The sequence below is a fragment of the Streptomyces sp. WM4235 genome (assembly GCF_001279725.1).
GTDB lineage: Bacteria > Actinomycetota > Actinomycetes > Streptomycetales > Streptomycetaceae > Streptomyces.
Genome location: NZ_LGDE01000113.1, coordinates 26,597 through 50,957, shown reverse-complemented (window position 1 = coordinate 50,957; position 24,361 = coordinate 26,597). Strand labels below are relative to the sequence as shown.

Below are 24,361 nucleotides of genomic sequence, written 5' to 3'. Positions count from 1 at the left end.
TTGGTACGGACCGGGGGCGGGGGTCAGGACCCGTCCCCGGTCCGTTTCATGGGTGGTTTCCGGCCATGCGGCAGGTCAGTGGACGTCGAGGGTGGCCCTGAGGCGGGTGTCGCCGTGCGCGTGGCTCGCGCGGACCTCGTACCGGCCGTCGATCCGCCGCCGGCCGCGCGTGTCCTCGTCCCAGATCTCGAAGGCCCGGGCGGGCAGCTCGATCTCCGTCTCGACGCTCTCGCCGGGGCCCGCCTCGACGGAGGCGAAGGCCGCCAGCCGGCTCGCGGGGCGCTCGACCGTGTCGGCGATCGGGGCGAGGTAGACCTGGACGACCTCGCGGCCGGTCCGGACGCCGGTGTTGGTGAGGCGGACGCGGGCGGTGGTGCCGGTGACCTCCAGGGAGTCGTAGCTCCAGTCCGTGTAGCCGAGGCCGTGGCCGAACGGGTAGGCGGGGACCACGCCCCGGTCCTCGTACGCCTGGTAGCCGACGAGGAGCCCCTCGCGGTACTCCAGTCTGCCGTCGGTCGGCGTGACCTCGGTGACGGGCGCGTCGGCGAGCGCGGCGGGCCAGGTGGTGGGCAGTCGTCCGCCGGGCTCCGCGTCCCCGAGGAGCACGTCGGCCAAGGCGGCGCCGCCCTCCTGCCCGGGGAACCAGGTCAGGAGCACGGCGGCCACGTCCGCGCGCCAGGGCAGTTCCACGGGGGAACCGGCGTTGACCACGACCACGGTGTTCGGGTTGGCGGCGGCGACGGCCGCGACCAGGTCGTTCTGCCGGCCGGGCAGGGTCAGGTCCGTGCGGTCGAAGCCCTCGGACTCCACGCGTTCGGTGGTGGCGACGACCACCACGGCGGTGTCGGCGGCCCGCGCCGCGGCCACGGCCTCGGCGATGAGCGCGTCCGGGTCGCGCCGGGGGCCGAGGTGGAGCAGGGAGAACATGATCGCCTTGAGGGGCAGCCCGGTGACGTCGGGGACCTGGAAGGTCAGCGAGACCTCGACGGGTTCGCCCTCGGTCAACGCGATCCGGGCGCGCTCGCTGGGCGCCCCGAAGAAGGCCTCGAAGGGGTCTGCCTCGTCACCCATCTCCTGGACGCCCTCCCAGAGGGTGTGACCGTCGACGACCAGGGCGAAGGCGCCGAGGCCGCGGGTGCCGAAAGCGTGCTCGCCGCTCTCGCGCGGCAGGAACGTGCCGGTGACCTCGATGCTCGCCATCGTCTCGTACGTGGCGCCCTCGGGCAGGTCGTCGCCGATCCACTGGACCTGACCGGTGGGCAGACCGCCCTCTCCCAGGACGGCTCCGGAGGCGTCGCGGCAGACGGCGCGCAGCGCGAAGCCCTTGTCGGCGGGGACGGGTTCCTCGCTGGGGTCGGCGCCGACGCGGAAGGTGAGCGCCCCGTCGGGGAGGGCGGCGGTGAGGCCGTCGAGCGGGGAGACGATCCGCTCGGGGAAGACGGTGGCGGAGCCCCCGCCGAGGACGCGGGCGTCGCGGGCGGCGGCGCCGAGGAGGGCCACCGTGCGGCCGGGGCGGGTGTCGAGGGGCAGCGCGCGCCGCTCGCCGGAGACGGGCTCGTTGCGTACGAGGACGGTGCCGCGGACGGCGATCTCGCGGGCCAGGGCCTGCCCGTCGATCGCGGCCGGGTGGTCGGTGACGACGGCGGGGGCGCCTTCAAGGAGGCCGACGCGGGCGGCGAGCCGCAGGACGTTGCGCACGGCGTCGTCGACGGCTGACTCGGGGACCTCGCCGGCGCGGACGGCCTCGGCGAGGGCGGGTCCGTAGACGGTCTGCGGGCCGGGCATGGCCACGTCGAGGCCGCCGAGGATGTCGCCGGTGGTGGAGCGGGCGGCCATCCAGTCGGAGACGTTGACGCCGTCGAAGCCCCACTCGGCGCGCAGGACCTCGTTGACCAGGTACGCGTTCTCGGTCATCGACGTGCCGTTGACCCGGTTGTAGGCGGTCATGATGCCCCAGGGGCGGGCGTTGGTGACGATGGCCTCGAAGGGCGCCAGGTACAGCTCGCGCAGCGGGCGGGGCGCGATGACGCAGTCGACGGTGAAGCGCTCGGTCTCGGCGTCGTTGCCGACGAAGTGCTTGACGGTGGTGCCGACGCCGCCGTCCTGGACTCCGTTGACGTAGCCGGTGCCGATGGCGCCGGTGAGGTACGGGTCCTCGGAGTAGCACTCGAAGTGCCGGCCGCCGAGCGGGGAACGGTGCAGGTTGACGGTGGGGGCGAGCAGGACGTGGACGCCCTTGCGGCGGGCCTCCTGGGCCAGGAGGCGGCCGGCGCGGCGGGCGAGGGCGGGGTCCCAGGCGGCGGCGAGCGCCGTCGGGGACGGCAGGGCGATGGAGGGGTCGTCGGCGGTCCAGCGCACGCCGCGCACCCCGATGGGGCCGTCGGACATGACCAGGGAGCCCAGGCCGATCTCCGGGAGGGCGGGCAGCGACCACATGTCCTGGCCGGCCAGGAGCCGGGTCTTGGTGTCGAGGTCGAGCTTGTCGAGTGCGGCTTCCGCGGTGTCGTGGCGGACCTGTTCGGCATCGGTCACGGCCGAGCCTCCTCATCGGATGCGGTGTGCGGCGTGGTGCGGTGCGGGTGCGGCGTGCGGCGTGGTGCGGTGGCCCCATCGTGGACCTGCCACCTGGTGAACGGTAAGGTTCGTTATGTTCTTGTGATCTCGGCTTGTCGGGCGCGGATCGCGTACGGTCCTGCGGGCAGGGGTGTGACGCGGAGGGAGTGCCGGCGATGGTCAGGGCGAGGAGCGAGGAACGACGCGGCGACATCGTTCGCGCGGCGGTCGAGGTGATCGCCGAACGCGGCTACCGGGGAGCGTCCCTGGGCGCCGTCGCGGAACGGGTGGGCCTGACCCAACAGGGCCTGCTGCACTACTTCCCGACCAAGGAGGCGCTGCTGGTCGCGGTGCTGGAGGAGCGCGACCGCTGGGACACCGGCGGCGGCTCCCGCGCCTCCGCGGACACCTGGCGGCTGGACCTGCTGGCCTCGCTGGTGGACTACAACGCGATGCGCCCGGGCATCGTGCAGACCTTCTCGGCGCTGCTGGGCGAGAGCGTCACCGTCGGGCACCCCGCCCGGGAGTTCTTCACCGAGCGGTACGCGCAGGTCCGGGGCGAGATGGCAGCGGTGCTGCGGGCCGAGTTCGGGGACCGGCTGCCCTCGGGCCTCACCCCCGAGCAGGCGGCGCCCCTGCTCACGGCGGTGATGGACGGGCTCCAGTACCAGTGGCTGCTCTCCCCCGAGTCGGTGGACATGCCGGGCGCGTTCCGCTCGTTCCTGACACTGCTCCGGGGCGCACCCGAGTCTCCGTAGCGCCCCGCACGGCCCTGCCGGACGGGGCGAGGACCGGGCCGGCATGCTGGGCGCATGAGGATAGCCGCAGCCCAGATGACCTGCGTCCCGGCCGATGTCGACGCCAACTCCGCGCGGGCCGCCGCCCTCGCGGTCGCGGCCCGCGACCAGGGCGCCGAACTCGTCGTCCTGCCCGAACTGGCCCTGACCGGCTACGAGATCGAAGCCCTGACCGCCGACCCCGGGCTGTGGTTGACGGGCCCCGACGATCCGCGACTGGACCCCTTGCGCTCCGCCGGGATCGCCACCGCGGTCAACGCCGCGCTGCGCACCGACGGCCCGCTGCCGGCCATCGCGACCCTGGTCCACGACGCGGAGGGCGCGCACGTGACGACGTACGCCAAGCAGCACCTCTTCGAGCACGAGGGGGACGCCTTCGCGCCGGGCGCCGTCGACGGCCGCTTCGAACTCGGCGGGATCCGCTTCTGCCTGGGCATCTGCTTCGACAACCACTTCCCCGATCTGCCCGGCCGGGGCGCGGCCGACGGATGCGCGGTCCATCTGGCGAGCTCCCTCTACGGAACGGGCGCCGGGGTCGCGGAGCGGACCACCGTGTATCCCGGGATCGCCAAGGAGCACGGCCTGTACGTGGTCCTCGCCAACCACGTCGGACCCGCCGGCCCCTGGACCGGCTGCGGCGGGGCGGCCGTCTGGGCCCCGGACGGTTCGACGGTGGTCGAGGCCGACGACCACACGCAGGGCGTGGTGACGGCGGAGGTGCCGGCATGAGCCCCGTCCCGCCCGACCCGTCGGTGCCGCATCCCGTGGCGGGGCAGCCGCGGGTGGTGCTGCTCCGGCCGCTGGTGACGTCCCCGCTGATCGAGGTGGGCGACTACTCGTACTACGACGACCCGGACGACGCGACGGCTTTCGAGACGCGCAACGTGCTCTACCACTACGGGCCGGAGCGGCTCGTCATCGGAAGGTTCTGTGCGCTGGGCACCGGTGTGCGCTTCATCATGAACGGCGCCAACCACCGGATGGACGGGCCCTCGACGTTCCCGTTCCCGATCATGGGAGGCGACTGGGCCGACCACTTCGACCTGCTCACCGACCTGCCGGGGCGCGGGGACACCGTGGTGGGCAACGACGTCTGGTTCGGGCACGGCGCCATGGTGATGCCGGGGGTGCGGATCGGCCACGGAGCGGTGATCGCGTCCGGCGCCGTCGTGGTGGACGACGTCCCGGACTACGGCATCGTCGGCGGCAATCCGGCCCGCTTGATCCGCACCCGGTACGAGCCGGCGGACATCGCCCGGCTCCTCGCCGTCGCCTGGTGGGACTGGCCGGTCGAGCACCTCACCCGGCACGTGCGGACCGTCATGTCGGGCAGTGTGGACGCACTGGAGGAGGCCGCCCCACCCACCCGCTAGTTAGGTTACCCTTACCTTCTTTCGGGGGGTCGGTGTCGTGGCGCACCGCCCACAATGGGGGGCCACGGCACAGTGGCGGCGGACCGGTTGGAGGAGCTGACGGTGGACGAGGACTTCATCGCGGCGGGCGGACACCCGCCCCACGTCCACGCGTTCCACCAGTTCCTGTACGTGCCGATCGGGCGGATCGTCGTGACCGCGCGCGAGCGGGAGCACGAGCTGACCCCGTCCGTGGCCCTGTGGATACCGGCCGGGGTGTGGCACAGTGCCCGCTTCGACAGCGACTCCCTCATCGCGGTCGAGGACTTCGACGCCGGCCTGCACGCGTTGCCGTACACCGAGGCGACCACCGTCAACGCGACCGCCGAGCAGCGCCGGTTGCTACTGGCCCGGATGCGCAGTTCCGAGGTGTCCGAGGACGACCCGGCGGTCTTCGCGGCCCTCTGCGCGGCCCACCGCGACTGTCTCCCGCTGCCCCAGCCGACCAGCCGGGCCGCCTCGACCGTCGCCCGGGAGCTGGCCCGCACCCCCGCCGACCCGCGCACCGCGACCGAGTGGGCCGAGGACCTGTACACCAGCTCGACCAGCCTGCGGCGGGCCTTCCGCACGGAGACGGGCCTGGCCTTCTCGGAGTGGCGGACCCGGCTGCGGCTGAACCACTCGCTGGAACTGCTGGGGCAGGGCCACCTGGTGGGCGTGGTCGCCGCCCGGGTCGGATTCGTCAGCACCAACGGCTACATCCTGGCCTTCCGCCGCCACTTCGGGCAGACGCCCGGCGCCTACACCAAGCGCTCGGTCGACTCGTACGCCGCGGTGGGCTGACCGGCCGGTCACGCCGGCGCGGGGGCGGGGAGCAGGTGTCTGCCGCCCCATGCGCCCAGCGGGGCCAGGGCCGCGTTCAGTTCCCTGCCGAGCGGGGTCAGCGAGTACTCCACCCGGGGCGGCACCTCCTCGTAGACCTCGCGGTGCACGATCCCGTCCGTCTCCAACTCCCGCAGTTGCGCGGAGAGCACCTTCTCCGAGACCCCCGGGACCAGCCGGCGCAGTTCACCGAAACGGCGCGGGCGCTGCTCCAACTCCCACAGCAGGGAGACCTTCCACTTGCCGTCGATCACGGACATCGCCGCGGCGATCCCGCAGTGATCCGCCCCGGGCCTTCGTGTCAACGCCATCGCGCACCCCTCCCACCTGTTCGCTCACCTCGGGGTAACCACCCACTCCGAAGTGCGTACTTGAGCGTCTCACGGCCTGCGACCAGGCTGAACGTCATGACCGACAACCTCGTGAAGACACCGCTCACCCTCCTCGGACTCGGCGACATGGGAACCGCCCTCGCCCGTACCTGGCTGGCCGCCGGGCATCCCCTGACCGTCTGGAACCGCACCGCCGCCAAGGCTGAGGCCCTGGCCGCCGAAGGTGCTCGCGTCGCCGCGACCCCCGCCGAGGCGGTCGCCGCGAACGAACTGGTCGTCCTGTGTCTGTTGGACGACGCCTCCGTCGGCTCGGCCCTCGACGGGGTCGACCTCACGGGCCGGGACCTGGTCGACCTCACCACCGGGACCCCCGCCCAGGGTCGCTCCCGCGCCGCCCGGGCCGAGGGGCGCGGGGCCCGGTTCGTCGACGGCGGCATCATGGCCACCCCGTCGATGATCGGCGTCCCGGAGGCCGGCGGTTACGTCTTCTACAGCGGCTCCCGGCCCCTCTTCGACCGCCATCGGGCGACGCTGGAGGTACCGGGCGGGGCCCGCTTCGTCGGCGAGGACCCGGGGCACGCGGCCCTGCACGACGTGGCGCTGCTCAGCGCGATGTACGGGTTGTTCGCGGGGATCTCGCACGCCTACGCCCTGATCGAAGGCGAGGACATCGCCCCCGAGGACCTGGCGCCGCTGCTGTCGGAGTGGCTGGGCGCGATGGGCTTCTTCGTGGGCAACGCCGCCGACCGGTTGACCTCGGGGGACTTCACGACCGGGGTGGTGTCGAACCTGTCCATGCAGGTCGCCGCGAGCGGGACCCTGCTGCGCACGGCCGCGGAGCAGGGCGTCGACGCCGGGCTGATCACCCCGTACCTGGACCTGATGCGGGAGCGGTTGGAGGCCGACCCGGCGGCGCACGCGCGCGAGGACACGAGCGGGGCGATCACCCTGCTGCGCCGCCGGCCCTGACGCGGGGCCCGGGCGGAAGGGGCTCTCTAGGAGTAGGCGGGCGGCGGCGGGCCGAAGCCGGTGGCCTGCGGCGCCGGGGGGCCCGGGACGGGTTCGTCGGGGTCGGCTCCCCCGTCGGGGCCCTCGGGGTCGGTGTCCGCGCCCACGAGGTCGCGGGCCATCAGGGTCGCCCCGGCCACGGCGCCCGGCATCAGGAACACGGCGACCAGCGGGACGAGGAACGCCAGCACCAGCGGGACGCCGAAGCCGAGCGCCATCGCGCGCCGGGCCCGCAGCAGGACCAGTTGCTCGTCGAGGTCGACGCGGCGGCGCTGGAGGGCGACCGAGGTCAGCTCCTGGGTGAGGAAGTAGCCGGAGACGCAGAACCCGATCGCCGGGACCACGGTCTGCCCGAGCACCGGGATGAACCCGAGGGCGAACAGCAGGATCCCGTACAGCACCACCCGGCCCAGCAGGCGGACGCTGTCGCGGGCGGAGATCCACAGGTCCATCCACAGGCTCCGGCCGGACTCGGGGACCTCGCCGCCCTCGGTCCGGTCGACCTGCTCGGACAGGGACTCGTAGAAGGGCTGGCCGACCAGCAGGGTCACGGCGGTGAAGGTGATCACCGCGAGGAAGAGTCCGAGACTGAAGACCAGCGCGGTCAGGAAGCCGCGGAACAGGCTGAGCCAGGGCGAGCCCCAGTCGTCGGCGAAGGGCGTCAGCCAACCGACGAGGTCGTCGGCGCCGTATCCCAGTCCGATGAGGGCGCCCGCGTACAGCACGAGCGCGACCAGTCCCGGCAGCAGGCCGACGCCGAACCACCGTCCGTGGCCGAAGACCCACCGCTGTCCGGCGAGCAAGTACCGGAATCCCCCCGCGAAAGCACTCATGCGCGCAGTTTACGGCGAAGGCCGCGCCCCCCGAGGGGCGCGGCCTTCGCGATGAGCGGGGTGCGGGATCAGACGGCCAGCTCGACCGTGATGTTGCCGCGGGTCGCCTTGGAGTACGGGCAGACCTGGTGGGCCTTCTCGATGAGGTCCTTGGCGGTGGCGGCGTCCACGTTCGGGATCGACGCCGAGATCTTGACGATCAGGCCGAAGCCGTCGTCGTTCTTGCCGATGCCGACCTCTGCGGTGACGGTCGAGCCGGAGATGTCGGCGTTCTCGTTCTTGGCGACGACACCCAGGGCGCCCTGGAAGCAGGCGCTGTAGCCGGCGGCGAACAGCTGCTCCGGGTTGGTGCCGGCGCCGCTGCCACCGAGTTCCTTCGGCGGGTTCACCACGACGTCGAGCTTGCCGTCGTTGGTGGCGACGCGGCCGTCACGGCCGTTCTCGGCGGTGGCGACAGCGGTGTACGCGACATCGGACTGCTGGATGGACATGTAAGAAGATCCTCCTGGTAATCGCCGTGACTCGCGCCCACGATCACGACGGTGTGCAGTGAGCCTAACCGGTGAAAGAAACGATCATCTTTCCGGTGTTCTCGCCGCGCAGCATCCCGAGGAAGGCCTCGGTCGCGTTCTCCACGCCCTCGTGGACGGTCTCGTCGTAGCGCAGCTCGCCGGAGCGCAGCCAGCCGGCGACGTCCTGGACGAACTGCTGCTGGATGTCGGCGTGGTCGCCGACCAGCACGCCCTGCAGGCGCAGGCGCTTGCCGATGACCTGCACGAGGTTGCGCGGGCCGGGGGCGGGCTCGGTGTCGTTGTACTGGGCGATGGCCCCGCAGAGGGTGGCGCGGCCGTGCACCTTGAGGGAGGAGATCGCGGCTTCCAGGTGGTCGCCGCCGACGTTGTCGAAGTAGACGTCGATGCCCTCGGGGGCGGCTTCCTTCAGCTGCTCGCCGACGGGGCCGTTCTTGTAGTTGAAGGCGGCGTCGAAGCCGTACTTCTCCGTGAGCAGGGTCACCTTCTCGTCCGAGCCGGCCGAGCCGATCACCCGGGACGCGCCCTTGATCTTGGCGAACTGGCCCACCAGGCTGCCGACCGCGCCGGCCGCGCCGGAGACGAACACGGCGTCGCCCTCCTTGAAGGAGGCGACCTCGAAGAGGCCCGCGTAGGCGGTCAGGCCCGGCATGCCGAGCACGCCGAGGTAGGTGGAGAGCGGGGCGAGCGAGCCGTCGACCTTGGTGGCGTGCTTGGCGTCCAGCTCGGCGTACTCGCGCCAGCCCAGGCCGTGCAGGACGTGGTCGCCGACCGCGAAGCGCTCGTCGGCGGAGGCGACGACCTCGCCGACCGCGCCGCCGTCCATCGGCTTGTCGAGCTGGAAGGGCGGTACGTAGGACTTCACGTCGTTCATCCGGCCGCGCATGTACGGGTCGACGGACATGTGGAGGTTGCGCACCAGGATCCGGCCGGGCGCGGGCTCCGCGTTCACGGGGACCTCGCGCAGGGCGAAGTCCTCGGCGACGGGCCAGCCCTGCGGGCGGCGGACGAGGTGCCACTCACGGCTCACGGCGGGGATCTGGGACATGGTGCGCTCCTGACGCTGGGGGGTGAAGGGCGGAAGAAAATGCTTCACAACGTGAAACAACCATGCTCCTGGATATTTCATGTTGTCAAGTAAATGGGTACGCTGGATCCATGCCCAGTCGTCGCGCAGACCCACTGACCCTTGAGGTCGTCGAGCTCATCGGCGACGTCGTGGCCCGCTACCACCAGGAGTACGAGCACGCGGCAGCCAGTCACCAGCTCACCGGAGCCCAGGCCAGGGTGCTGAACCTGCTCTCCCTGGAACCGACGGCCATGCGCAAGATCGCGCAGAAGCTGAAGTGCGAGCCGTCGAACGTCACCGGCATCGTGGACCGGCTGGAGAGCCGCGGCCTGGTCGAACGGCGCCCGGACCCGGCCGACCGCCGCGTGAAGCTGGCCGCCGCCACCGAGGAGGGGCTCCAGACCGCGGACCGACTGCGCGAGTCGCTGGACTTCGCGCGCGAACCGCTGGCCGGCCTGTCCACGGCCGAGCGGACGGCGCTGAGGGACCTGCTCAGGCGGATGCTGGGCTGATCGCCCCGCCCCTCAGCAGAGGAACCAGATCCAGCACTCGCTCTTGGTCGGCGTCGGTGTGGGGGTGGCCGTCGGGGTCGCCGTGGGCTTCGGCTTCGCGGTCCCGGACGAAGCGCTCGGCGACGGCCGGCCCGAGGTCGAGGGCTTCGCGGACGGACCCGGTCCCGGGCCGGCGGTCCGGGAGGACGACGGCGACGACGACTCCTCTTCCGGCGTGGAGGCGCTCCCCTCGGGCCCCGGCTCCGCGGAACCGCTCGGCGCCCCGGTGGGCCCGGTCGTCCGCGTGGCGATCACGGAGGCCTTCGCACTCCCACCGCCCTTCGACGGCGCCGAGGGTGCGGCCGTACTCGGGAGGGCGGGCGCGGGGACCGGCTGCTGCGGCCCCGCGTCGTCGGTCAGCACGACCTCGGTCGCCCGGTCCGTGCGCTCCTCGTCGGTCACCATCCGGGCCAGCGCCACGGACCCGCCCGTGGCCAGCGCCAGCCCGAGCCCGACGGCGAGTACGGTCCGGCTCCTGCGGTTCGCGGTGCGGCGCCGTGCGCCGGACCGGCCTTCGGCCGGGCCCGACAGCGTGACGAGCGACTCGACGTACGCGTCGGACGCCTCGGGCCGCTCCCGGTCGGGCTCGGGATACCCGGGCTCGACGTACCCGGGTGCCGCGTGGTCGACGTACCCGGGCGCCGCGTACTCGGAGGCGACGTACCCGGGCGCCGCGTACTCGGACGCGACGTACCCGGACCCCGGATGGCCGGGCTCGGCGTACCCCGGCTCCGCGTACTGCGGCTCCGCGTACTGCGGCTCCGCGTACTGGGGCCCCGCCTGTTCCGGTCGCGCGTACGGCGAGGCGTGTCCCGGCTCCGGGTACCCGGGCTCGGTGTACCCGGCCGGGGCGGCGGGGGCGGTCGGCGCCGCGGGGGTCAGGTATTCGGCCGGGGTTCCGCACCCGGCGCACGCCAGTGCGCCATTGAGGTGTCTCCGGCAGGCGTGGCAGAAGTTCATGGCGCCCGCAGGCTATGCGGCGACGGAGCACATCCGGGTCCCGGGAACGTAAGGATTCTGTGTGGAATCGTGGACTCCATGACGCTGAACCACGGCCCGACCACCCCGGGCCCCTTCGGCCCGGCCGGTTTCCAACTGGTGCTGTTGCGCAGAATGGCCGACTTCCGGCCGGACCTCGCCGAGGCGGCCCGGCTGCGCCTCGGCGCCTCGCTCGCGGAGCAGCGGGAGGCGAACAAGCGGTGGCAGGCCATGGTCCGGTCGCCGCGCTCGCGCGGGGCGTTGGCCCGCTACCGGTCGGTGCTGGGTCCGGCGGAGTCCACCGCGCGACGCAGGATCGGCGACCTGGAGTGCGAGGCCCTGCTGTGGCCGGTGCCGCTCTGGCCCGACCTGCGCTTCGAGGTGCTGGCCGCGCCCGACGGGGCGGTGTGGAACGAGTGGCTGGTACGGGCCCCGGGCGCGCCCGCGCCCGTCCTGGAGACGGTCGCGGACCTGGTGCCCTGGTCCGCGACGGTGGACGAGGTGGCGGGGGCCTTCGCCCCGGTTCGGCCGATGGAGGGAACCGCCCCGACCCGGTGGCGGCTGGCGTTCGCCGTGTCGGGGGCGCCGTACGTCGCGGATTTCACCTACGGGCTGCTCCAGGAGGTCCGGCCCGGCGTCGGCTGACCGGGCCGGGTGCGGGCGCGCGGGTCAGGAGCGCAGGAAGGCCCGGACGCCCGCCGAGGTGGCGTCGTCGCCGAGCAGGTCGTTGTGTCCCAGGCAGCCGACGGGGGTGTTGGTCGCCCCGGTCAGCGGGACGCTGTCGTCGGGGTTGACGACCTCGTCGCAGTTCGACCAGAAGGTGGCGTACCCGACCGCGCCCGGCGTCTCGTCGCCGGCGGCCAGGTTCTTGACGACGTACGAACCGGGCGTCATGTCCCGGCAGGCCTGGTCCCACAGGGCGCAGCCCCAGGCGATGGAGGTGCCGTGGTTGGGGCCGGCCAGCGAGACCAGGTGGTCCACCGTCGCGCCGCCGCCCCCGTAGGTGACGTACCAACGGCTGACGAGGGATCCGAAGGAGTGCGCCACGATGTCCACACGGGCGGCGCCGGTCTCCCGACGGACCTGCTCGACGTACGCGCCGAGCCTGCCGGCGAGGACCTCGTTGACGGACCGGTGGGTGTCGTACCCCCAGGAGTACAGCTCCGCGTCGGCGTACCCGTCGGCGCGCAGATCCTCCCGCAGCGCCCCCCAGACGCCGGGGTCGGCGTTGTAACCGTGCACCAGGACCACCGGATTTCGGGCGGGGGCCTGCCGGGGAGCGGTCCGGTCGGCGGCCTGGGCCGGGAAGGACGCGAGCAGGGCCAGGCAGAGCGTCAGGAGCGCCAGGAATCTCTGGCGGGGCGTCAGCATCGTGTCCCCTTTACCTTGTTACGCGCGAGTAGCGCGGACGGTGCGCGCATCGTGTTGCCTGTCGGTACAGAAATCCACCCCCGTGCAGCACCTCTCGGCCCATCAGGCACACCCCACCCGGAGCATTCCAACGGGCGCCATACCCCATTTACCCGAGAAGATATGAATTGCGACCGGCAGCCGTCGGTCTCCTTGCGTCAGCGCACTCGGGAGGATCCGCCGTGACCGTCAGCCTTGACCAGTTGCGCCGCTGCCACGTCGCCGTCGACCTGGGGGCGGCCAGGACCCGCGTGTACGTGAAGGGCGCCGGCCTCGTCGTCGACGAACCCAGCGTCGCCGCGGTGAACACCCGGACCGGGGCACTCATCGCCGTGGGCACCTTCGCCGAACGGATGACCGGCCGCACACCCGACTACATCCGGGTCGTGCGCCCCGTCTCCGGCGGCACCGTCGTCGACATCGAGATGGCCCAGCGGATGCTGCGTCACCTCCTCGGCGAGAAGCTGCGGCGCGCCCTGCGCCGCAAGCCCCGGCTGCGGGCCGCGGCCTGCACCCCGCACGACGCCGACCCCCTGGCCCAGCGGGCCACCGTGGAGACGCTGGTCGGACTCGGCGCCCGGCGCGTCGAACTCGTCGACACCCTGATCGCGGCGGCCGTCGGCTGCGGCCTGCCCGTGGAGCAGCCGACCGCGACCATGATCATGGTGTGCGGGGCGGCTGCCACGCAGGTGGCGGTCCTCTCCCTCGGTTCGATCGTCACGGCCGAGCGGATCCCCGTCGGCGGCGAGGCCATCGACCACGCGATCGTCCAGCACCTGCGGCACGCGCACGAACTGATGCTGCCCAGCCAGGCCGTCCGGCCGCTCCAGCTGGCCCTGCACGGCAACGGCATCACCCCCGACGGGCCGGCCTCCACCCTCATCCACGGCCGCGACGTGGCCACCGGGCTCGCCCGCTCGGTACAGGTGGACACCGCCGCGGTCCGCGACGCGATCTTCACCCCGCTGACCGCCGTCCTCGACGGGATCGGCAAGGTGCTGCGGGACTGCCCGCCGGACCTGGTCGCGGACCTGACGGACCGAGGGATCATGATGGTGGGAGGCAGCGCCCTGCTGCCGGGCCTGGACCAGATGCTGCGGGACGCCACCGGGATGCCCGTCGCCATCGCGGAACGTCCCGACGTGTGCGCCGTACTGGGTCTCGGCGCGATGCTCGAAGGAAAGATCACCCCCATGGTTCTCAACCCGCTGGCCGGATGACGCTGGACCCGAAGGAGACCGCGGCCGAACGGTCCGCCCTGCCCGCCCTGCTGGAGGCGGTCCTCTCGGTCGGCTCCGAACTGGAGCTGCGCACCACCCTCCAGCACATCGTGGAGTCGGCCGCCGCACTGTGCGGCGCCCGCTACGGCGCGCTCGGGGTCGTCGACCCCGAGCGCGCCCGGCTGACCGAGCTGTTCACCGCCGGACTGACCGAGGCCGAACGGGCCGCGATCCCCCGGCTCCCCGACGGCCGGTCCGGGGTGCTCGGAGCGCTGATCGCGGACGCCCGGCCGCTGATGCTGGACGACCTCGCGCGGGACCCCCGCTCGGTGGGCTTCCCGCCCGGCCACCCACCCATGCGCACCTTCCTCGGAGTGCCGATCCGGGTGCACACGGAGGTCTTCGGCAACCTGTACCTCACCGAGAAGCAGGGCGGCGGCGCGTTCACCGACGAGGACCTCGCGCTGCTGCGCGTCCTGGCCTCGCAGGCGGGCATAGCGATCGGCAACGCCCGGCTGTACGAGACCGCGCGCCGCCGGGAGCGCTGGATCGAGGGCGCCGCCGCCGTGACCACGGCCCTGCTGGCGGGCCGCCCGGCCGCGGACGCGCTGAAGTGCGTGGCCGAACGGGCCCGGCTGCTCGCGGACGCGGCGGCCGGCGTGGTGCTCCAGCCGACACCCGAGGGCGGCATGGAGATCGTCGCGGCCTCCACGCACGGCGACCCCGGCGACATGGTCGGCACCGCCATCGCCCCCGGCTCGGCGGTCCTGGAGCAACTGCTCGGCGGCGAGCCGGTCTTCATAGAGGACTCGGCGACGGATCCGCGGATGACCACGCACGTGCGGGTGCGGTTCGGCCCCAGCATGATGCTCCCCTTGCAGAGCGGCGGTCAGCTCATCGGCACACTGGCCCTGCCCCGCGAGCGCGGCGGTCGGCCGTACGACGCGGTGGACCGGCTGCTGGCCTCGCAGTTCGCCTCCCAGGCGGCGCTGGCGCTCGTCCTCGCGGACGCGCAGCACGACCGGGAGCAGTTGGCCGTGTACGAGGACCGCGACCGGATCGCGCGGGACCTGCACGACCTCGTGGTCCAGCGACTGTTCGCGACGGAGATGATGCTGGAGAGCACCAAGAAGCGCTCGGCGGCCGCCCCCGCCGGGGACACCGTCGGCGACGAACTCGGCCGGGCGGTCGACGAACTGGACTCCACGATCCAGGAGGTCCGCACGGCCATCTTCGCTCTCCAGCAGCCGCCCACCGACGCCCCGACCACCTTCCGCGGCCGGGTGCTGCGCGAGACGGGCGGCGCGGCGGTGCTGCTGGGCTTCCAACCGTCCGTGCACTTCGAGGGCGCCGTGGACACCCTGCTCACGGAACCGGTCGCCGGCGACCTGCTGTCCACCCTGCGCGGGGCGCTGGCCGCGGCCCACCGCCGGGCCGAGGTCACCTCCATCCGGGTCGGGGTGAACGCCACTCCGACCCGGGTCAGGCTGACGGTCTCCGACGACGGCCGCACCGAGACGGGCGCCCGGGGCACGACGCTGACCTGGGAGTCGCCGCTCCAGGGCAACGGCCTGACCTAGGAAGTGTTCGCGGCGCGCAGGGCGAGGCGGGTGCTGGACTGGGCGACCCCGGTCTCCCGCTTGAGGCGGCGCAACAGCGCGTCGAGGGCCGTCGCGTCGGCGACCCGGGCCCGTACGAGGTAGTCGTACTCCCCGGTGACGTGCACGACCTCGGTGATCCCGGGCAGCCTGGCGACCCGCTGCTCGAACTCCTCGTTGGTGACGTCCTGGCGCAGCGTGAGGTCGATGAAGACGACGAGGCCGCCCCGGGTGTCGGCGGCCGGGTCGACCACGACGGTGAATCCGAGGATCACCCCGTCCCGGCGCATCCGGCGCACGCGGTCGGCGGTGGCGTTGGCACTGAGGCCGACGCGGACGCCGAGGTCACGGTACGAGATCCGCGCATCCTGCTGCAGGATGCCGAGGATCTCCCTGTCGAGACGGTCCATGCCGCGATTGTCGCAGCGGGGGCCGATATCCGCCGCCATGCGCCGGGGCGCACGACGCATCCTCACGGGCATGAGCGAACTGACGGGTCCGGCGGTGTCGGGGGCGGTGGCGGGCCTGGGCGTGGCAATGCCGATGGGTGCCATGAGCGTGCTGTTGCTCCAGGAGGCGATGCGGCACCGCGGGGCGGCCGTGGCCGCGGCGACGGGCATCGCGGCGGTGGACCTCGGCTACGCGGCGCTCGCGACGATGGCGGGGCCCTGGGTCGCTTCCCACGTCGCGCCCGTCGAGGCCTGGGTCCGACTGGCATCCGCCCTGGTCCTGCTGGTCATCGCGGCGCGGGGACTGCGCTCCGCGACGGCCGTGCCCGCGCGGTGCGCGGCGCCCGCGACAACGGCCGCATCCGGCCCCCCGGCGGTCGGTACGGAGGCCTCCCGGCCGGGCAGGGCCTTCGGCCGCTTTGTCGCCCTCACCGCCGTGAACCCCACCACCGCGCTGTACTTCGTCGCGCTCACCACCGCCCAGGGCGGCGGTCTGGGCAGCGGCCCGACCGGAGCCGCCTTCCTCGCGGGCGTCGCCGTCGCCTCCCTGCTGTGGCAGCAGTTCCTCGTCGTCCTCGGCTCCTTCGCGGGGGCGAGGGTCTCCCCCGCCGTCCGCGTCCGGACGTTCCGCCTCGGTCACGGTCTCGTCGCCGGCTACGCCCTGAAGATCGCCTTCCCCCTCCCCTGGACCTGACCCGGGCCGTGCGCGGGCGTGTGAGTCGGACGGACGGGCCGGGCGGACGGGCAGACCGGGACGGGCACAGGATGTCGGGTGGGGCGGGACGCGCCCGTCCTAGCGTGGGACCTCGAAAAGGGAAGGATTCCGGGAATGCTGGAGCGCCTGAACCAGGCCATGGAACACATCGAGTCGCACCTCGACCAGCCGATCGACGCGGCCGAACTGGCGCGCGTGGCGCTGACGTCGGAGTACCACTTCCGGCGCATGTTCTCCGCGCTGGCCGGCATGCCGCTCTCGGAGTACGTCCGTCGCCGGCGGCTGACCCTGGCGGGCGCCGAGGTACTGGCCGGCGAACGGACCCTGCTGGACGTGGCGACGCGCCACGGCTACGGGTCGGGCGAGGCCTTCGCGCGGGCGTTCCGCGCCGTGCACGGCGTGGGCCCGGGCGAAGCCCGCCGGACGGGCGCGACGCTGAGTTCCCAGCCCCGGATGTCCTTCCGCCTCATCGTCGAAGGGAGCAGCAGCATGCGGTACAGGATCACGGAGAAGGCGGAGTTCCGGGTGGCCGGCCTGAGGGCACGCGTCCCCCTCGTCCACGAGGGGGCGAACCCGGCCATCGCCGCGTTCATCCGCGGCATCGACCCGCAGGTCCTGCGACGGGTCGCGGAACTGTCCGACCAGGAGCCTGCGGGGATCGTCGCGGTGAGCGACCAGCTCGATCCGAGCCGGGCCGAGGGCACCGAACTCGACTACTACCACGGGGTCGTGACCGGCGGCGAGGTGCCGCCGGACCTGGACTCCCTGGTCGTGGCGGCGGGCACGTGGGCCGTCTTCGAGAACTCGGGCCCGTTCCCGCAGTCGCTCCAGCACCTGTGGCGGGACGTGTTCACGCAGTGGTTCCCCTCGAACCCGTACCTGAGCAGGTCGGGGCCGGAGATCCTGCGCGTGCGGCTGTCGCCGGACGGGGAGCGGGCGGACGCGGAACTGTGGATCCCGGTGGAACGCTCGACCCCCTGACCGGACCACCGGGGCCGGACCACCGGACCGCGGTCCCCGCCGGACCGCGGGGACCACCGACCCGGCGGGGATCTTCCTCACCCTCTAGGGTGAGCCCGTGACCCGCCTCTCGGCCCGCGCGGCCATCGCCTCCCTCGCCGACCCCGGCAGTTTCGTCGAACTCCCCGTACCACCACGGGAGTCGCCGGCCGACGGCCCCCTCGCGTGGAGCGGGTACGACGAGTCCCGGGCCCGCGCCGAGCTGCGGACCGGCGAGCGGGAGTCCGTCGTCACCGGGACCGTTCGCATCGGCGGTCACGAGGCGACCCTGATCTCCTTCGAGTTCGGCTTCCTCGGGGGTTCCCTGGGCGAGCGCACCGGAGACCGGCTCGAAGCCGCGTACAGCCACGCTCGCGCGCACCGGCTCCCCCTGGTGTCGCTGATCGCCACCGGTGGTTCCCGGATGCAGGAGGGGATGCTCGCCCTCACCCAACTCCAGCGGGTGGCCCGGCAGTCCGTGCTGACCCGCGCCGCCGGGCTCCCGCAGATCGCGGTCCTGCGGGACCCGACCACGGGCGGCGGTTGGGCGACCCTCGGGGCGGGCGCGGACGTGGTGCTCGCGCTCCCCGGGGCGCAGGTCGGCTTCGCCGGGTCACGGGTGCGGCCGGCCGACGCGGACCCCGCGGCCTACACCGCCGAGGGGCAGTACGCGTCCGGGCACGTGGACGCCGTGGTGCCCGCCGCGTCGCTGCCGGGCACCGTGACGGACTGGCTGCGCCTGCTGGCCGCGCCCCGGTCGACGGAGCCGGTCGAACCCCCGGCCGCGCTGGTGGACGCGACGCCGCCCGCGACGGGTTGGGAAGCCGTCGGTCAGGCCCGGCACCCCGACCGGCCGCGCGCCCGGGCCTACCTGGACGCGTACTTCACGCTGCGCCTGCCCCTGTCGGGGGACCGGGCGGGCGGCACGGATCCCGGGATGCTGTGCGGGTTCGGGCTGCGGGAGGGGCGGGCCGTCGCGTACGCCGCCCAGTGCGGCACCGCCACCCGCCCGGCGGGCTACCGGACGGCCGCCCGTGTCATCCGCCTCGCGGACCGGCTCGGGATCCCCGTGCTGACCCTGGTGGACACCCCGGGCGCGGCCAACGACGCCGCAGCCGAACACGCGGGCGCGGGCGCGGCCATCGCGGACACGTTCGCGGCGGTGGCCGGGGCCTCGGTGCCGGTGACCACCCTGCTGATCGGCGAGGGCGGTTCGGGCGGAGCCCTGGCCCTGGCCGCGCCGGGGAACACCTGGGTCACCCCGGACAGCTACTTCTCGGTGATCGCGCCGGAGTTGGCGGCGGCCATCCTCAAGCGCCCCGCCGACCAGGCCCCGGCCACCGCGGACCAGCTCCGCGTCCGCCCGCAGGACCTGGTGGCCCTGGGGGTGGCGCGCGGGGTGGTCGCGGCGAGACGCTGAGGACCGTCGTCGCCGACCAGCGGCGGGCGCAGCCGCCCGACCCCGCCACCGGGCCCGCGTTCAGGCCCGCTTTCAGGCCTGCGGCGACCTGGCGTCGTACCGCGCGAACCCGCGCCACCACGCGGCCAGCAGCCCCACCACCAGGACGCAGGCCAGCCCCCCGCCCGTGATCGCCACGGCGGGGGAGGTCAGGTCGGCCACGGTTCCGGCGAGGAAGTCCCCGAGCCGGGGTCCACCCGCGACGACCACGATGAAGACGCCCTGGAGCCGGCCCCGCATCTCGTCGGGGCTGGCGGCCTGCATCATCGTGGAGCGGAACACCATGGAGATGGTGTCGGAGCAGCCGGCGAGGGCGAGGAAGAACAGTCCGAGCCACAGGTTCCGGGTCAGTCCGAAGACGGCGATGGCCAGCCCCCAGGCGGCGACGGACAGGAGGATGGCCAGGCCGTGCCGCCGGATCCGCCCCAGCCAGCCGGAGAACACCCCGCCCAGCAGCGCCCCGACGGCCGGAGCCGCCACCAGCAGGCCGACCGTCTTGGCGTCGCCGCCGTACCAGAGCCCGGCGATGGCCGGGAACAGCGCGCGGGGGTGCGCCAGCACCATGGCCGCCATGTCCGAGAAGAAGGTCATCCGAATGTTGGGCCTGGTCCCGAGGAACCGCAGCCCGTCCAGCACGGAGGCCCGGCCCCGGACCCCTTCGGCCCGGTCGGGCTTCATCGAGGGCAACCGCCACATCGCGTAGAGGGCGGCGCAGAAGGTGACGGCGTCGACCAGGTAGGCGGCCTGGTACCCCCACCAGCCGACGATGAGCCCGCCCAGGACGGGGCCGATCATCGTGCCGGAGGTCATCGTGACGGAGCCCAGCGCGTTGGCCGCCGGGAGCTGCTCGGGCGGCAGCAGCCTCGGGATCATCGCCGACCGGGCCGGCCCGTTGAGCGCCCCGCAGACCGCCTGGAGCGCGACGATCGTGTAGAGCAGCCAGACCCGGTGGTAGTCGAGGAGCGCGGCGGCGGCCAGCGCGACGGACAGGACCGCCAGCCCCGTGGAGCTGTGGAGGCCGAGCTTGCGCCGGTCCACGGTGTCCGCGATGGCGCCGCCGTAGAGACCGAAGACCACGAGCGGCACGAGGGAGAAGAGGCCGACGAGCCCGACGGAGAAGCTGGACCCGGTGATCTCGTAGACCTGGAGGGAGATGGCCAGGGCGGTCATCGCCTGGCCCATCCAGGAGATGGTCCCGCCGACCCACAGCCGCCGGTAGTCCGGGGAGGTGCGCAGCGGGGTCAGGTCGGCGAATATGCGCCGCCGGGGTCGGGGAGGGGACGTCGTACCGGTCACATCGGATGATAACCAGCGGCCCGCGCGCGGCTCTCGTCCTTTTCCCGCCCGTTCACGCCCGCGCAACAGCCGCCCCACCGGAACCGGGCACCCCACCCCGAGTCTGCCCTTGCCGCTAACTCGCCATTATCACCGGACATTTGACCGAATCGGCGTACCCTCCCCGCCTCCCGCTCGGCTCATGATGAAAAGACTCGTATGTCCAGGGAGGCGTAGTGATCGAACCTGGCAACAGCACGACGAGCACCAGTCACACCGGCATCCGCGCCGCGGGCAACGGCGGGCCGCACCTCATCGGCGGCGACACGGCCCCCCTCACGCTCGGGGTCGAGGAGGAGTTCCTCCTCGTGGACGCCCGCACCCTGCGCGTGGTCCCGGCCGCCCCCCTCGTCCTCGCCACCGCCGCGGGGCTGCCGCACGAACTGCACCCCGAGGGAACCCGCTACCAAGTGGAGATCGCCACCCCGATCGCGGACTCGGCGGCCACCCTGCGGGCGGAGCTCGCCGCCCTGCGGCGCTCCCTCGGCGCGGCGGCCCGCGCCCACGGCTGCCGGCTGTTGGCGGCGCCCTCGCCGATCCTGGCCATGGAGGGGCCGCTGCACCTGACCGACGACGAACCCCGCCAGCGCGAACAGCACCGCCGGTTCGGCGCCCTGACCGACACCCTGGTCAGCTGCGGACGCCACATCCACATCGGCACCCTCGACGTGGACACCGCGGTGGCGGTGTCCAACCGGGTCAGACCCTGGCTGCCCACGCTGATCGCGCTGGCGGCCAACTCGCCCTTCTGGGGAGGCCGTGACACCGGCCACTCCAGCTGGCGCGCGATGGCCTGGGCGGGCTGGCCCTCGGCGGGCCTGCCCCCGCACTACACGTCCACGGCCCACTTCCGACGCTCGGTACAGACCCTGCTCGGCTCCGGGGCGGCCCTGGACACCAAGATGGTCTACTGGGACCTTCGCCCGTCCGGGCACTGGCCGACGCTCGAGATCCGGGCGCCCGACATGTCCTCGGACATCGACTCGGCCATCCTCCAGGCGGAACTGGCCCGCGCCCTGGTGGCCACGGCCCTGCGCGAGATCGCGGAACACGTCCCCGACCCACCGGTGCGGGACGACGTACTGCGCCTGGCCCGCTGGCGGGCGGCCCACGACGGTCTGGAGGGCTTCGGCCTGGATCCGTACTCCGGCACCGAACTCCCCGCGGCCGACCTGGCGGAAGCCCTGTTCGACCGGGTCGCCCCGGAACTGGCGGCGGCCGGCGACCTCGACCACGCGGCCAAGACCCTGGCGGGCCTGCTGCGCGACGGCTCGGGCGCCCACCGCCAACGTGTGGCGTACGCGCGCCGCCAGGACCTGATGGACGTACTGCGCCTCGTGGCGGACGACACGGAGGACGTCTAGGAACGGCCCGACCCGCCGACCCGACCCGCCGACCCGGGCGCCGGGTCGGCGGCCGGCGGGCCTCGCCCGCACCTCGCGCGCGGCGAAGGTCCGCACGGGGAAGCCCGCACGGGGAAGGCCGCCTCCGTCCGGTTGACCGCCTGGCGCGCCATCCCTCCCGGCCCCCGGGCGGCTGGAACCATGCGGAAATGGCTTCCCCCAGCACGGCCGAGGGTTCGGCGAAGGCGCGACTCGTCCTGCTGACGCTCGCGTCCGGTCAATTCCTGATGGCGCTCGACAGTTCCGTCATGAACGTCTCCATCGCCACGGTGGCCGAGGACGTGGGCACGACCGTGACGGGCATCCAGGGCGCGATCACCGCCTACACCCTCGTGATGGCCATGTTCATGATCCCCGGCGGCAAGGTCGGGGCGCTGATCGGCCGCAGACGCGCGTTCATGATCGGCTGCTGTATCTACGGGGTGGGGTCCTTCATCACGGCGATTGCGCCGAACCTTCCCGTGCTGCTGCTGGGCTGGGCGTTCCTGGAGGGGATCGGGGCATCGCTGATCCTGCCGGCGATCGTGGCGCTGGTGGCCGGCAACTTCGCCGTCGAACGCCGTCCCGCCGCCTACGGGCTCGTCGTCGCGGCGGGGGCCGTGGCCATCGCGGTCGGACCGCTCATCGGCGGCGTCGCGACGACGTACTTCTCCTGGCGGTGGGTCTTCGCCGGCGAGGTCGTGGTGGTGCTCGCCATCCTCGTCCTCGCGCGCCGCATCGCGGACGCCCCGCCCGGTGAACGCCGGAGCGTCGACTACGTGGGCGCCGTCCTCTCCGCGCTCGGGCTGGGGATCTTCGTCTACGGCGTGCTCCGGTCGGACGAATGGGGCTGGTTCCAGCCGAAGCCCGACGCGCCGTCGTGGATCGGGGTGTCCCTGACGACGTGGCTGATGCTGGCGGGTCTGCTGCTGGTCCGGCTGTTCCTGCATTGGGAGGGGAGGGTCGTCGAGAAGGGCGGGGATCCCCTCGTCGATCCCGGCATGCTGCGGAACAAGCAGCTCACCGGCGGCCTGACGATGTTCTTCTTCCAGTACCTCGTACAGATGGGCGTCTTCTTCGTCGTCCCGCTCTACCTGTCCGTCGCCCTGGGCCTGTCCGCGCTGGAGACCGGCGCCCGTCTCCTGCCGCTCTCGGTGAGCCTGCTGGCGGCCGCGACCCTGATCCCGCGCTTCCTCCCGGACATCTCGCCGCGGCGAGTGGTGCGGCTCGGAACCCTCGCGCTGCTCGCGGGAGCGGTGGTGCTGATGGCCGCGCTCGACGCGGGCGCCGGGGCCGAGATCGTCACGCTCCCGCTCCTGCTGATCGGGCTGGGCATGGGCGCGCTGGCGTCCCAGCTCGGGTCGGTCACCGTGTCCGCGGTACCGCAGGCGCAGAGCGCGGAAGTCGGCGGCGTACAGAACGCCATCACCAACCTCGGCGCCTCGATCGGCACGGCACTCGCCGGATCGATCATGATCGGCGCGCTGACGGCCTCCTTCCTGACCAACGTCGAGGCGAATCCGGCGGTCCCGGACAGCGTCAAGAACCAGGCGACCGTCCAGCTCCAGAGCGGTGCGCCGTTCCTGTCCGACGTCCAGCTGAAAACCGCCCTGGACGAAGCCGGCACGAGCCCGGAGGTGGCCGAGGCGGCCATGTCCGCCAATGCCGACGCCAGGCTCGACGGCTTGCGCGCGGCCCTCGCCATCCTGGCCTTCGCCGCGCTCATCGCCCTGTTCTTCACCCAACGGATCCCCTCGACCCAGCCCCGCTCGACGGAGCCGTAGCCGCCGCCCGCGGGAGGCCGGGCGGGACGTACGAGCGTGCCGCCCGCCCCGCGCGTGCGGAGCCCGGGGTGGGCGCGCAGCATGGAGGGGCAGGGCGGACCCTCCCCGGGGCACGCCCTCGGACGCCTGGAGCCCCCGCATGTCCCCTTTTCCGCGCCCCGGCCGAGCCCGGCCCGCCTCCGCGGTCGCCGCGGCGTTCTTGGCGGCCGCCCTGGCCGCCGTGCCGAGCGGGCCCGCCCACGCCTTCACCGGAGACAACCACGAGGACATCACCCGGGCCGCCCTGCCCTGGGAGCCGGTGACCCTGACCGCGATGGCCGACGCGCGGAGCGGGGCGATCAACGCCAACGACCACCTCCCCTACTTCGACGTCGGCCCCCTGCACTGCGACAACGCCGACTACCTCGAACCCCGCCACGCCCGGGACTACCCCCGTACCCGGGACGAGGCCACCACCGAGCTCCTCGCCTGCGTCCGTACCTCCGTCGCCCGCTTCCGCACCGCGGTCCGGGCCGCGGACGGCCTCGTCGACTCCGACGGGAAGGTGCGCGCGGACCAGGGCGACCTGTCCTCCCCCTGCGTGTGGGACGGGAAGCCCGGGCGGGCCAAGTGCGCCGTCCTCGAACAGCTCGGCCGCGGCTGGCACCAGATCGAGGACTTCTACTCGCACTCCAACTGGGTCGACCGGCCGGCCCCCGGCCCGGTCGGCCTGGACAACCCGCCCGGACTGGGGCGCACGGACGTCGCCCCGTTCCTCGACATCCGCCGCTACAGCGCCATGACGGACGCCGAGTGGACCCGGGAGGCGCGCGAGCGGATCCCCCGGGACCTCACCACCGGCTGCTACCCCGACATGGACTCCACCGGGGTCAAGCCCCCCGACTGCGCCGGCCGCGTCGCCCACAACCGCGCCCTGAACAAGGACACCGCCGCGTCCGCCCGTTCGAGGACGGGAGACAACTTCCGGCATGCCACGACCGGGGCCACCGCCGAGATCACCCGCCAGTGGAACGATTTCAAGGCCGAACTGCTCACGGCCTACCCCGACCACCGACGCGGCGCACAGATGGTCTGCGCCCTCACCCACGACGACCCGGCCGCGGCCTGCCCGGCCGGTTGAGAACC

24 protein-coding genes are annotated in these 24,361 nt (G+C 73.3%); 15 read left to right on the top strand and 9 right to left on the bottom strand.

Annotation, left to right across the window (positions count from 1 at the left end):
* Window positions 1-75: 75 nt before the first annotated feature.
* Window positions 76-2,532 (bottom strand): beta-glucosidase family protein, encoded by a 2,457-nt coding sequence (locus ADK55_RS11885; RefSeq protein ID WP_053677840.1) that lies wholly within the window; start codon window positions 2,530-2,532, stop codon window positions 76-78.
* 197 nt (window positions 2,533-2,729) lie between these two features.
* Between ADK55_RS11885 and ADK55_RS11880 the strand changes: the two genes are divergently transcribed.
* The 4 genes from ADK55_RS11880 (at window position 2,730) to ADK55_RS11865 (ending at window position 5,545) form a co-directional block, all read left to right on the top strand.
* Window positions 2,730-3,311, top strand: a complete 582-nt coding sequence (locus ADK55_RS11880; protein WP_053677838.1) for a TetR/AcrR family transcriptional regulator — start codon at window positions 2,730-2,732, stop codon at window positions 3,309-3,311.
* A 54-nt stretch (window positions 3,312-3,365) separates the two neighbouring features.
* Entirely contained in the window at window positions 3,366-4,079 is a 714-nt protein-coding gene (locus tag ADK55_RS11875) for a carbon-nitrogen hydrolase family protein (protein ID WP_053677836.1), read from the top strand.
* A complete protein-coding gene (locus ADK55_RS11870; protein WP_053677834.1) occupies window positions 4,076-4,723 on the top strand; it encodes a CatB-related O-acetyltransferase in 648 nt (215 codons plus the stop codon). The genes ADK55_RS11875 and ADK55_RS11870 overlap by 4 nt, the downstream gene beginning before the upstream one ends.
* 102 nt (window positions 4,724-4,825) lie before the next feature.
* Entirely contained in the window at window positions 4,826-5,545 is a 720-nt protein-coding gene (locus ADK55_RS11865) for a helix-turn-helix transcriptional regulator (protein ID WP_234350007.1), read from the top strand.
* Window positions 5,546-5,553: 8 nt separating this feature from the next.
* Here the strand turns inward: ADK55_RS11865 and ADK55_RS11860 are convergent, their stop codons facing one another.
* Complete coding sequence (locus ADK55_RS11860) at window positions 5,554-5,895, bottom strand: winged helix-turn-helix transcriptional regulator (protein WP_053677830.1); 342 nt, start codon at window positions 5,893-5,895, stop codon at window positions 5,554-5,556.
* Between the two features lie 96 nt (window positions 5,896-5,991).
* Between ADK55_RS11860 and ADK55_RS11855 the strand changes: the two genes are divergently transcribed.
* Window positions 5,992-6,885, top strand: a complete 894-nt coding sequence (locus tag ADK55_RS11855; protein WP_053677828.1) for an NAD(P)-dependent oxidoreductase — start codon at window positions 5,992-5,994, stop codon at window positions 6,883-6,885.
* Between the two features lie 26 nt (window positions 6,886-6,911).
* Here the strand turns inward: ADK55_RS11855 and ADK55_RS11850 are convergent, their stop codons facing one another.
* The 3 genes from ADK55_RS11850 to ADK55_RS11840 all read right to left on the bottom strand — a co-directional run bounded on the left by ADK55_RS11850 (window position 6,912) and on the right by ADK55_RS11840 (window position 9,335).
* Window positions 6,912-7,757, bottom strand: a complete 846-nt coding sequence (locus ADK55_RS11850; RefSeq protein WP_053677826.1) for an EI24 domain-containing protein — start codon at window positions 7,755-7,757, stop codon at window positions 6,912-6,914.
* A gap of 68 nt (window positions 7,758-7,825) precedes the next feature.
* The gene (locus ADK55_RS11845) at window positions 7,826-8,248 is read right to left on the bottom strand and encodes an organic hydroperoxide resistance protein (protein ID WP_053677825.1); all 423 of its coding nucleotides are present in this window, start codon (window positions 8,246-8,248) and stop codon (window positions 7,826-7,828) included.
* A gap of 64 nt (window positions 8,249-8,312) precedes the next feature.
* Window positions 8,313-9,335 (bottom strand): NADP-dependent oxidoreductase, encoded by a 1,023-nt coding sequence (locus tag ADK55_RS11840; RefSeq protein WP_053677823.1) that lies wholly within the window; start codon window positions 9,333-9,335, stop codon window positions 8,313-8,315.
* Window positions 9,336-9,445: 110 nt separating this feature from the next.
* Here ADK55_RS11840 and ADK55_RS11835 point away from each other — a divergent pair, with 110 nt between their 5' ends.
* On the top strand, window positions 9,446-9,868 hold the full coding sequence (locus ADK55_RS11835) for a MarR family winged helix-turn-helix transcriptional regulator (protein WP_053677821.1): 423 nt from the start codon (window positions 9,446-9,448) through the stop codon (window positions 9,866-9,868).
* A 12-nt stretch (window positions 9,869-9,880) separates the two neighbouring features.
* On the opposite strand, the gene ADK55_RS11830 is transcribed toward ADK55_RS11835, so the two are convergent.
* Window positions 9,881-10,867 carry an SCO2400 family protein gene (locus ADK55_RS11830; protein WP_053677819.1) on the bottom strand — a complete coding sequence of 329 codons (987 nt, stop codon included), beginning with the start codon at window positions 10,865-10,867 and terminating at the stop codon, window positions 9,881-9,883.
* Window positions 10,868-10,945: 78 nt separating this feature from the next.
* On the opposite strand from ADK55_RS11830, the gene ADK55_RS11825 reads away from it, so the two are divergent.
* Complete coding sequence (locus ADK55_RS11825) at window positions 10,946-11,530, top strand: hypothetical protein (protein WP_053677915.1); 585 nt, start codon at window positions 10,946-10,948, stop codon at window positions 11,528-11,530.
* A 24-nt stretch (window positions 11,531-11,554) separates the two neighbouring features.
* Here ADK55_RS11825 and ADK55_RS11820 read toward each other — a convergent pair whose 3' ends face one another.
* Window positions 11,555-12,256, bottom strand: a complete 702-nt coding sequence (locus ADK55_RS11820) for an esterase/lipase family protein (RefSeq protein WP_053677817.1) — start codon at window positions 12,254-12,256, stop codon at window positions 11,555-11,557.
* A 221-nt stretch (window positions 12,257-12,477) separates the two neighbouring features.
* On the opposite strand from ADK55_RS11820, the gene ADK55_RS11815 reads away from it, so the two are divergent.
* Window positions 12,478-13,515 (top strand): rod shape-determining protein, encoded by a 1,038-nt coding sequence (locus ADK55_RS11815; RefSeq protein ID WP_053677815.1) that lies wholly within the window; start codon window positions 12,478-12,480, stop codon window positions 13,513-13,515.
* Window positions 13,512-15,095, top strand: a complete 1,584-nt coding sequence (locus ADK55_RS11810; protein WP_053677813.1) for a GAF domain-containing protein — start codon at window positions 13,512-13,514, stop codon at window positions 15,093-15,095. The genes ADK55_RS11815 and ADK55_RS11810 overlap by 4 nt, the downstream gene beginning before the upstream one ends.
* Here ADK55_RS11810 and ADK55_RS11805 read toward each other — a convergent pair.
* Window positions 15,092-15,523 carry an Lrp/AsnC family transcriptional regulator gene (locus ADK55_RS11805; protein ID WP_053677811.1) on the bottom strand — a complete coding sequence of 144 codons (432 nt, stop codon included), beginning with the start codon at window positions 15,521-15,523 and terminating at the stop codon, window positions 15,092-15,094. The two genes, ADK55_RS11810 and ADK55_RS11805, sit on opposite strands and share 4 nt — an antisense overlap.
* Window positions 15,524-15,593: 70 nt before the next feature.
* Here ADK55_RS11805 and ADK55_RS11800 point away from each other — a divergent pair, with 70 nt between their 5' ends.
* The 3 genes from ADK55_RS11800 to ADK55_RS11790 all read left to right on the top strand — a co-directional run bounded on the left by ADK55_RS11800 (window position 15,594) and on the right by ADK55_RS11790 (window position 18,696).
* Window positions 15,594-16,256, top strand: coding sequence for a LysE family transporter (locus ADK55_RS11800; RefSeq protein WP_159041357.1), 663 nt, complete (start codon window positions 15,594-15,596; stop codon window positions 16,254-16,256).
* Window positions 16,257-16,391: 135 nt separating this feature from the next.
* The gene (locus tag ADK55_RS11795) at window positions 16,392-17,258 is read left to right on the top strand and encodes an AraC family transcriptional regulator (RefSeq protein ID WP_053677807.1); all 867 of its coding nucleotides are present in this window, start codon (window positions 16,392-16,394) and stop codon (window positions 17,256-17,258) included.
* A gap of 97 nt (window positions 17,259-17,355) precedes the next feature.
* The gene (locus tag ADK55_RS11790) at window positions 17,356-18,696 is read left to right on the top strand and encodes a carboxyl transferase domain-containing protein (RefSeq protein ID WP_234350006.1); all 1,341 of its coding nucleotides are present in this window, start codon (window positions 17,356-17,358) and stop codon (window positions 18,694-18,696) included.
* A gap of 72 nt (window positions 18,697-18,768) precedes the next feature.
* Here the strand turns inward: ADK55_RS11790 and ADK55_RS11785 are convergent, their stop codons facing one another.
* Window positions 18,769-20,031 carry an MFS transporter gene (locus ADK55_RS11785; RefSeq protein ID WP_053677805.1) on the bottom strand — a complete coding sequence of 421 codons (1,263 nt, stop codon included), beginning with the start codon at window positions 20,029-20,031 and terminating at the stop codon, window positions 18,769-18,771.
* Between the two features lie 215 nt (window positions 20,032-20,246).
* Between ADK55_RS11785 and ADK55_RS11780 the strand changes: the two genes are divergently transcribed.
* From ADK55_RS11780 to ADK55_RS11770, 3 genes are all read left to right on the top strand, one after another.
* Entirely contained in the window at window positions 20,247-21,434 is a 1,188-nt protein-coding gene (locus ADK55_RS11780; RefSeq protein ID WP_053677802.1) for a carboxylate-amine ligase, read from the top strand.
* A 188-nt stretch (window positions 21,435-21,622) separates the two neighbouring features.
* Complete coding sequence (locus ADK55_RS11775; protein WP_053677800.1) at window positions 21,623-23,236, top strand: MFS transporter; 1,614 nt, start codon at window positions 21,623-21,625, stop codon at window positions 23,234-23,236.
* Window positions 23,237-23,375: 139 nt separating this feature from the next.
* Window positions 23,376-24,356: a hypothetical protein gene (locus ADK55_RS11770; RefSeq protein ID WP_053677798.1), complete on the top strand. Its 981-nt coding sequence runs from the start codon at window positions 23,376-23,378 to the stop codon at window positions 24,354-24,356.
* Window positions 24,357-24,361 lie beyond the last annotated feature (5 nt).

Bases quoted from the DNA above. Each gene is read 5' to 3' on its own strand.
- ADK55_RS11855 (WP_053677828.1), top strand. From the start codon at position 5,992: ATGACCGACAACCTCGTGAAGACACCGCTCACCCTCCTCGGACTCGGC.
- ADK55_RS11810 (WP_053677813.1), top strand. From the start codon at position 13,512: ATGACGCTGGACCCGAAGGAGACCGCGGCCGAACGGTCCGCCCTGCCC.
- ADK55_RS11820 (WP_053677817.1), bottom strand. From the start codon at position 12,256: ATGCTGACGCCCCGCCAGAGATTCCTGGCGCTCCTGACGCTCTGCCTG.
- ADK55_RS11775 (WP_053677800.1), top strand. From the start codon at position 21,623: ATGGCTTCCCCCAGCACGGCCGAGGGTTCGGCGAAGGCGCGACTCGTC.
- ADK55_RS11835 (WP_053677821.1), top strand. From the start codon at position 9,446: ATGCCCAGTCGTCGCGCAGACCCACTGACCCTTGAGGTCGTCGAGCTC.
- ADK55_RS11850 (WP_053677826.1), bottom strand. From the start codon at position 7,757: ATGAGTGCTTTCGCGGGGGGATTCCGGTACTTGCTCGCCGGACAGCGG.
- ADK55_RS11840 (WP_053677823.1), bottom strand. From the start codon at position 9,335: ATGTCCCAGATCCCCGCCGTGAGCCGTGAGTGGCACCTCGTCCGCCGC.
- ADK55_RS11800 (WP_159041357.1), top strand. From the start codon at position 15,594: ATGAGCGAACTGACGGGTCCGGCGGTGTCGGGGGCGGTGGCGGGCCTG.
- ADK55_RS11845 (WP_053677825.1), bottom strand. From the start codon at position 8,248: ATGTCCATCCAGCAGTCCGATGTCGCGTACACCGCTGTCGCCACCGCC.
- ADK55_RS11860 (WP_053677830.1), bottom strand. From the start codon at position 5,895: ATGGCGTTGACACGAAGGCCCGGGGCGGATCACTGCGGGATCGCCGCG.
- ADK55_RS11795 (WP_053677807.1), top strand. From the start codon at position 16,392: ATGCTGGAGCGCCTGAACCAGGCCATGGAACACATCGAGTCGCACCTC.
- ADK55_RS11870 (WP_053677834.1), top strand. From the start codon at position 4,076: ATGAGCCCCGTCCCGCCCGACCCGTCGGTGCCGCATCCCGTGGCGGGG.
- ADK55_RS11880 (WP_053677838.1), top strand. From the start codon at position 2,730: ATGGTCAGGGCGAGGAGCGAGGAACGACGCGGCGACATCGTTCGCGCG.
- ADK55_RS11875 (WP_053677836.1), top strand. From the start codon at position 3,366: ATGAGGATAGCCGCAGCCCAGATGACCTGCGTCCCGGCCGATGTCGAC.
- ADK55_RS11770 (WP_053677798.1), top strand. From the start codon at position 23,376: ATGTCCCCTTTTCCGCGCCCCGGCCGAGCCCGGCCCGCCTCCGCGGTC.
- ADK55_RS11825 (WP_053677915.1), top strand. From the start codon at position 10,946: ATGACGCTGAACCACGGCCCGACCACCCCGGGCCCCTTCGGCCCGGCC.
- ADK55_RS11830 (WP_053677819.1), bottom strand. From the start codon at position 10,867: ATGAACTTCTGCCACGCCTGCCGGAGACACCTCAATGGCGCACTGGCG.
- ADK55_RS11805 (WP_053677811.1), bottom strand. From the start codon at position 15,523: ATGGACCGTCTCGACAGGGAGATCCTCGGCATCCTGCAGCAGGATGCG.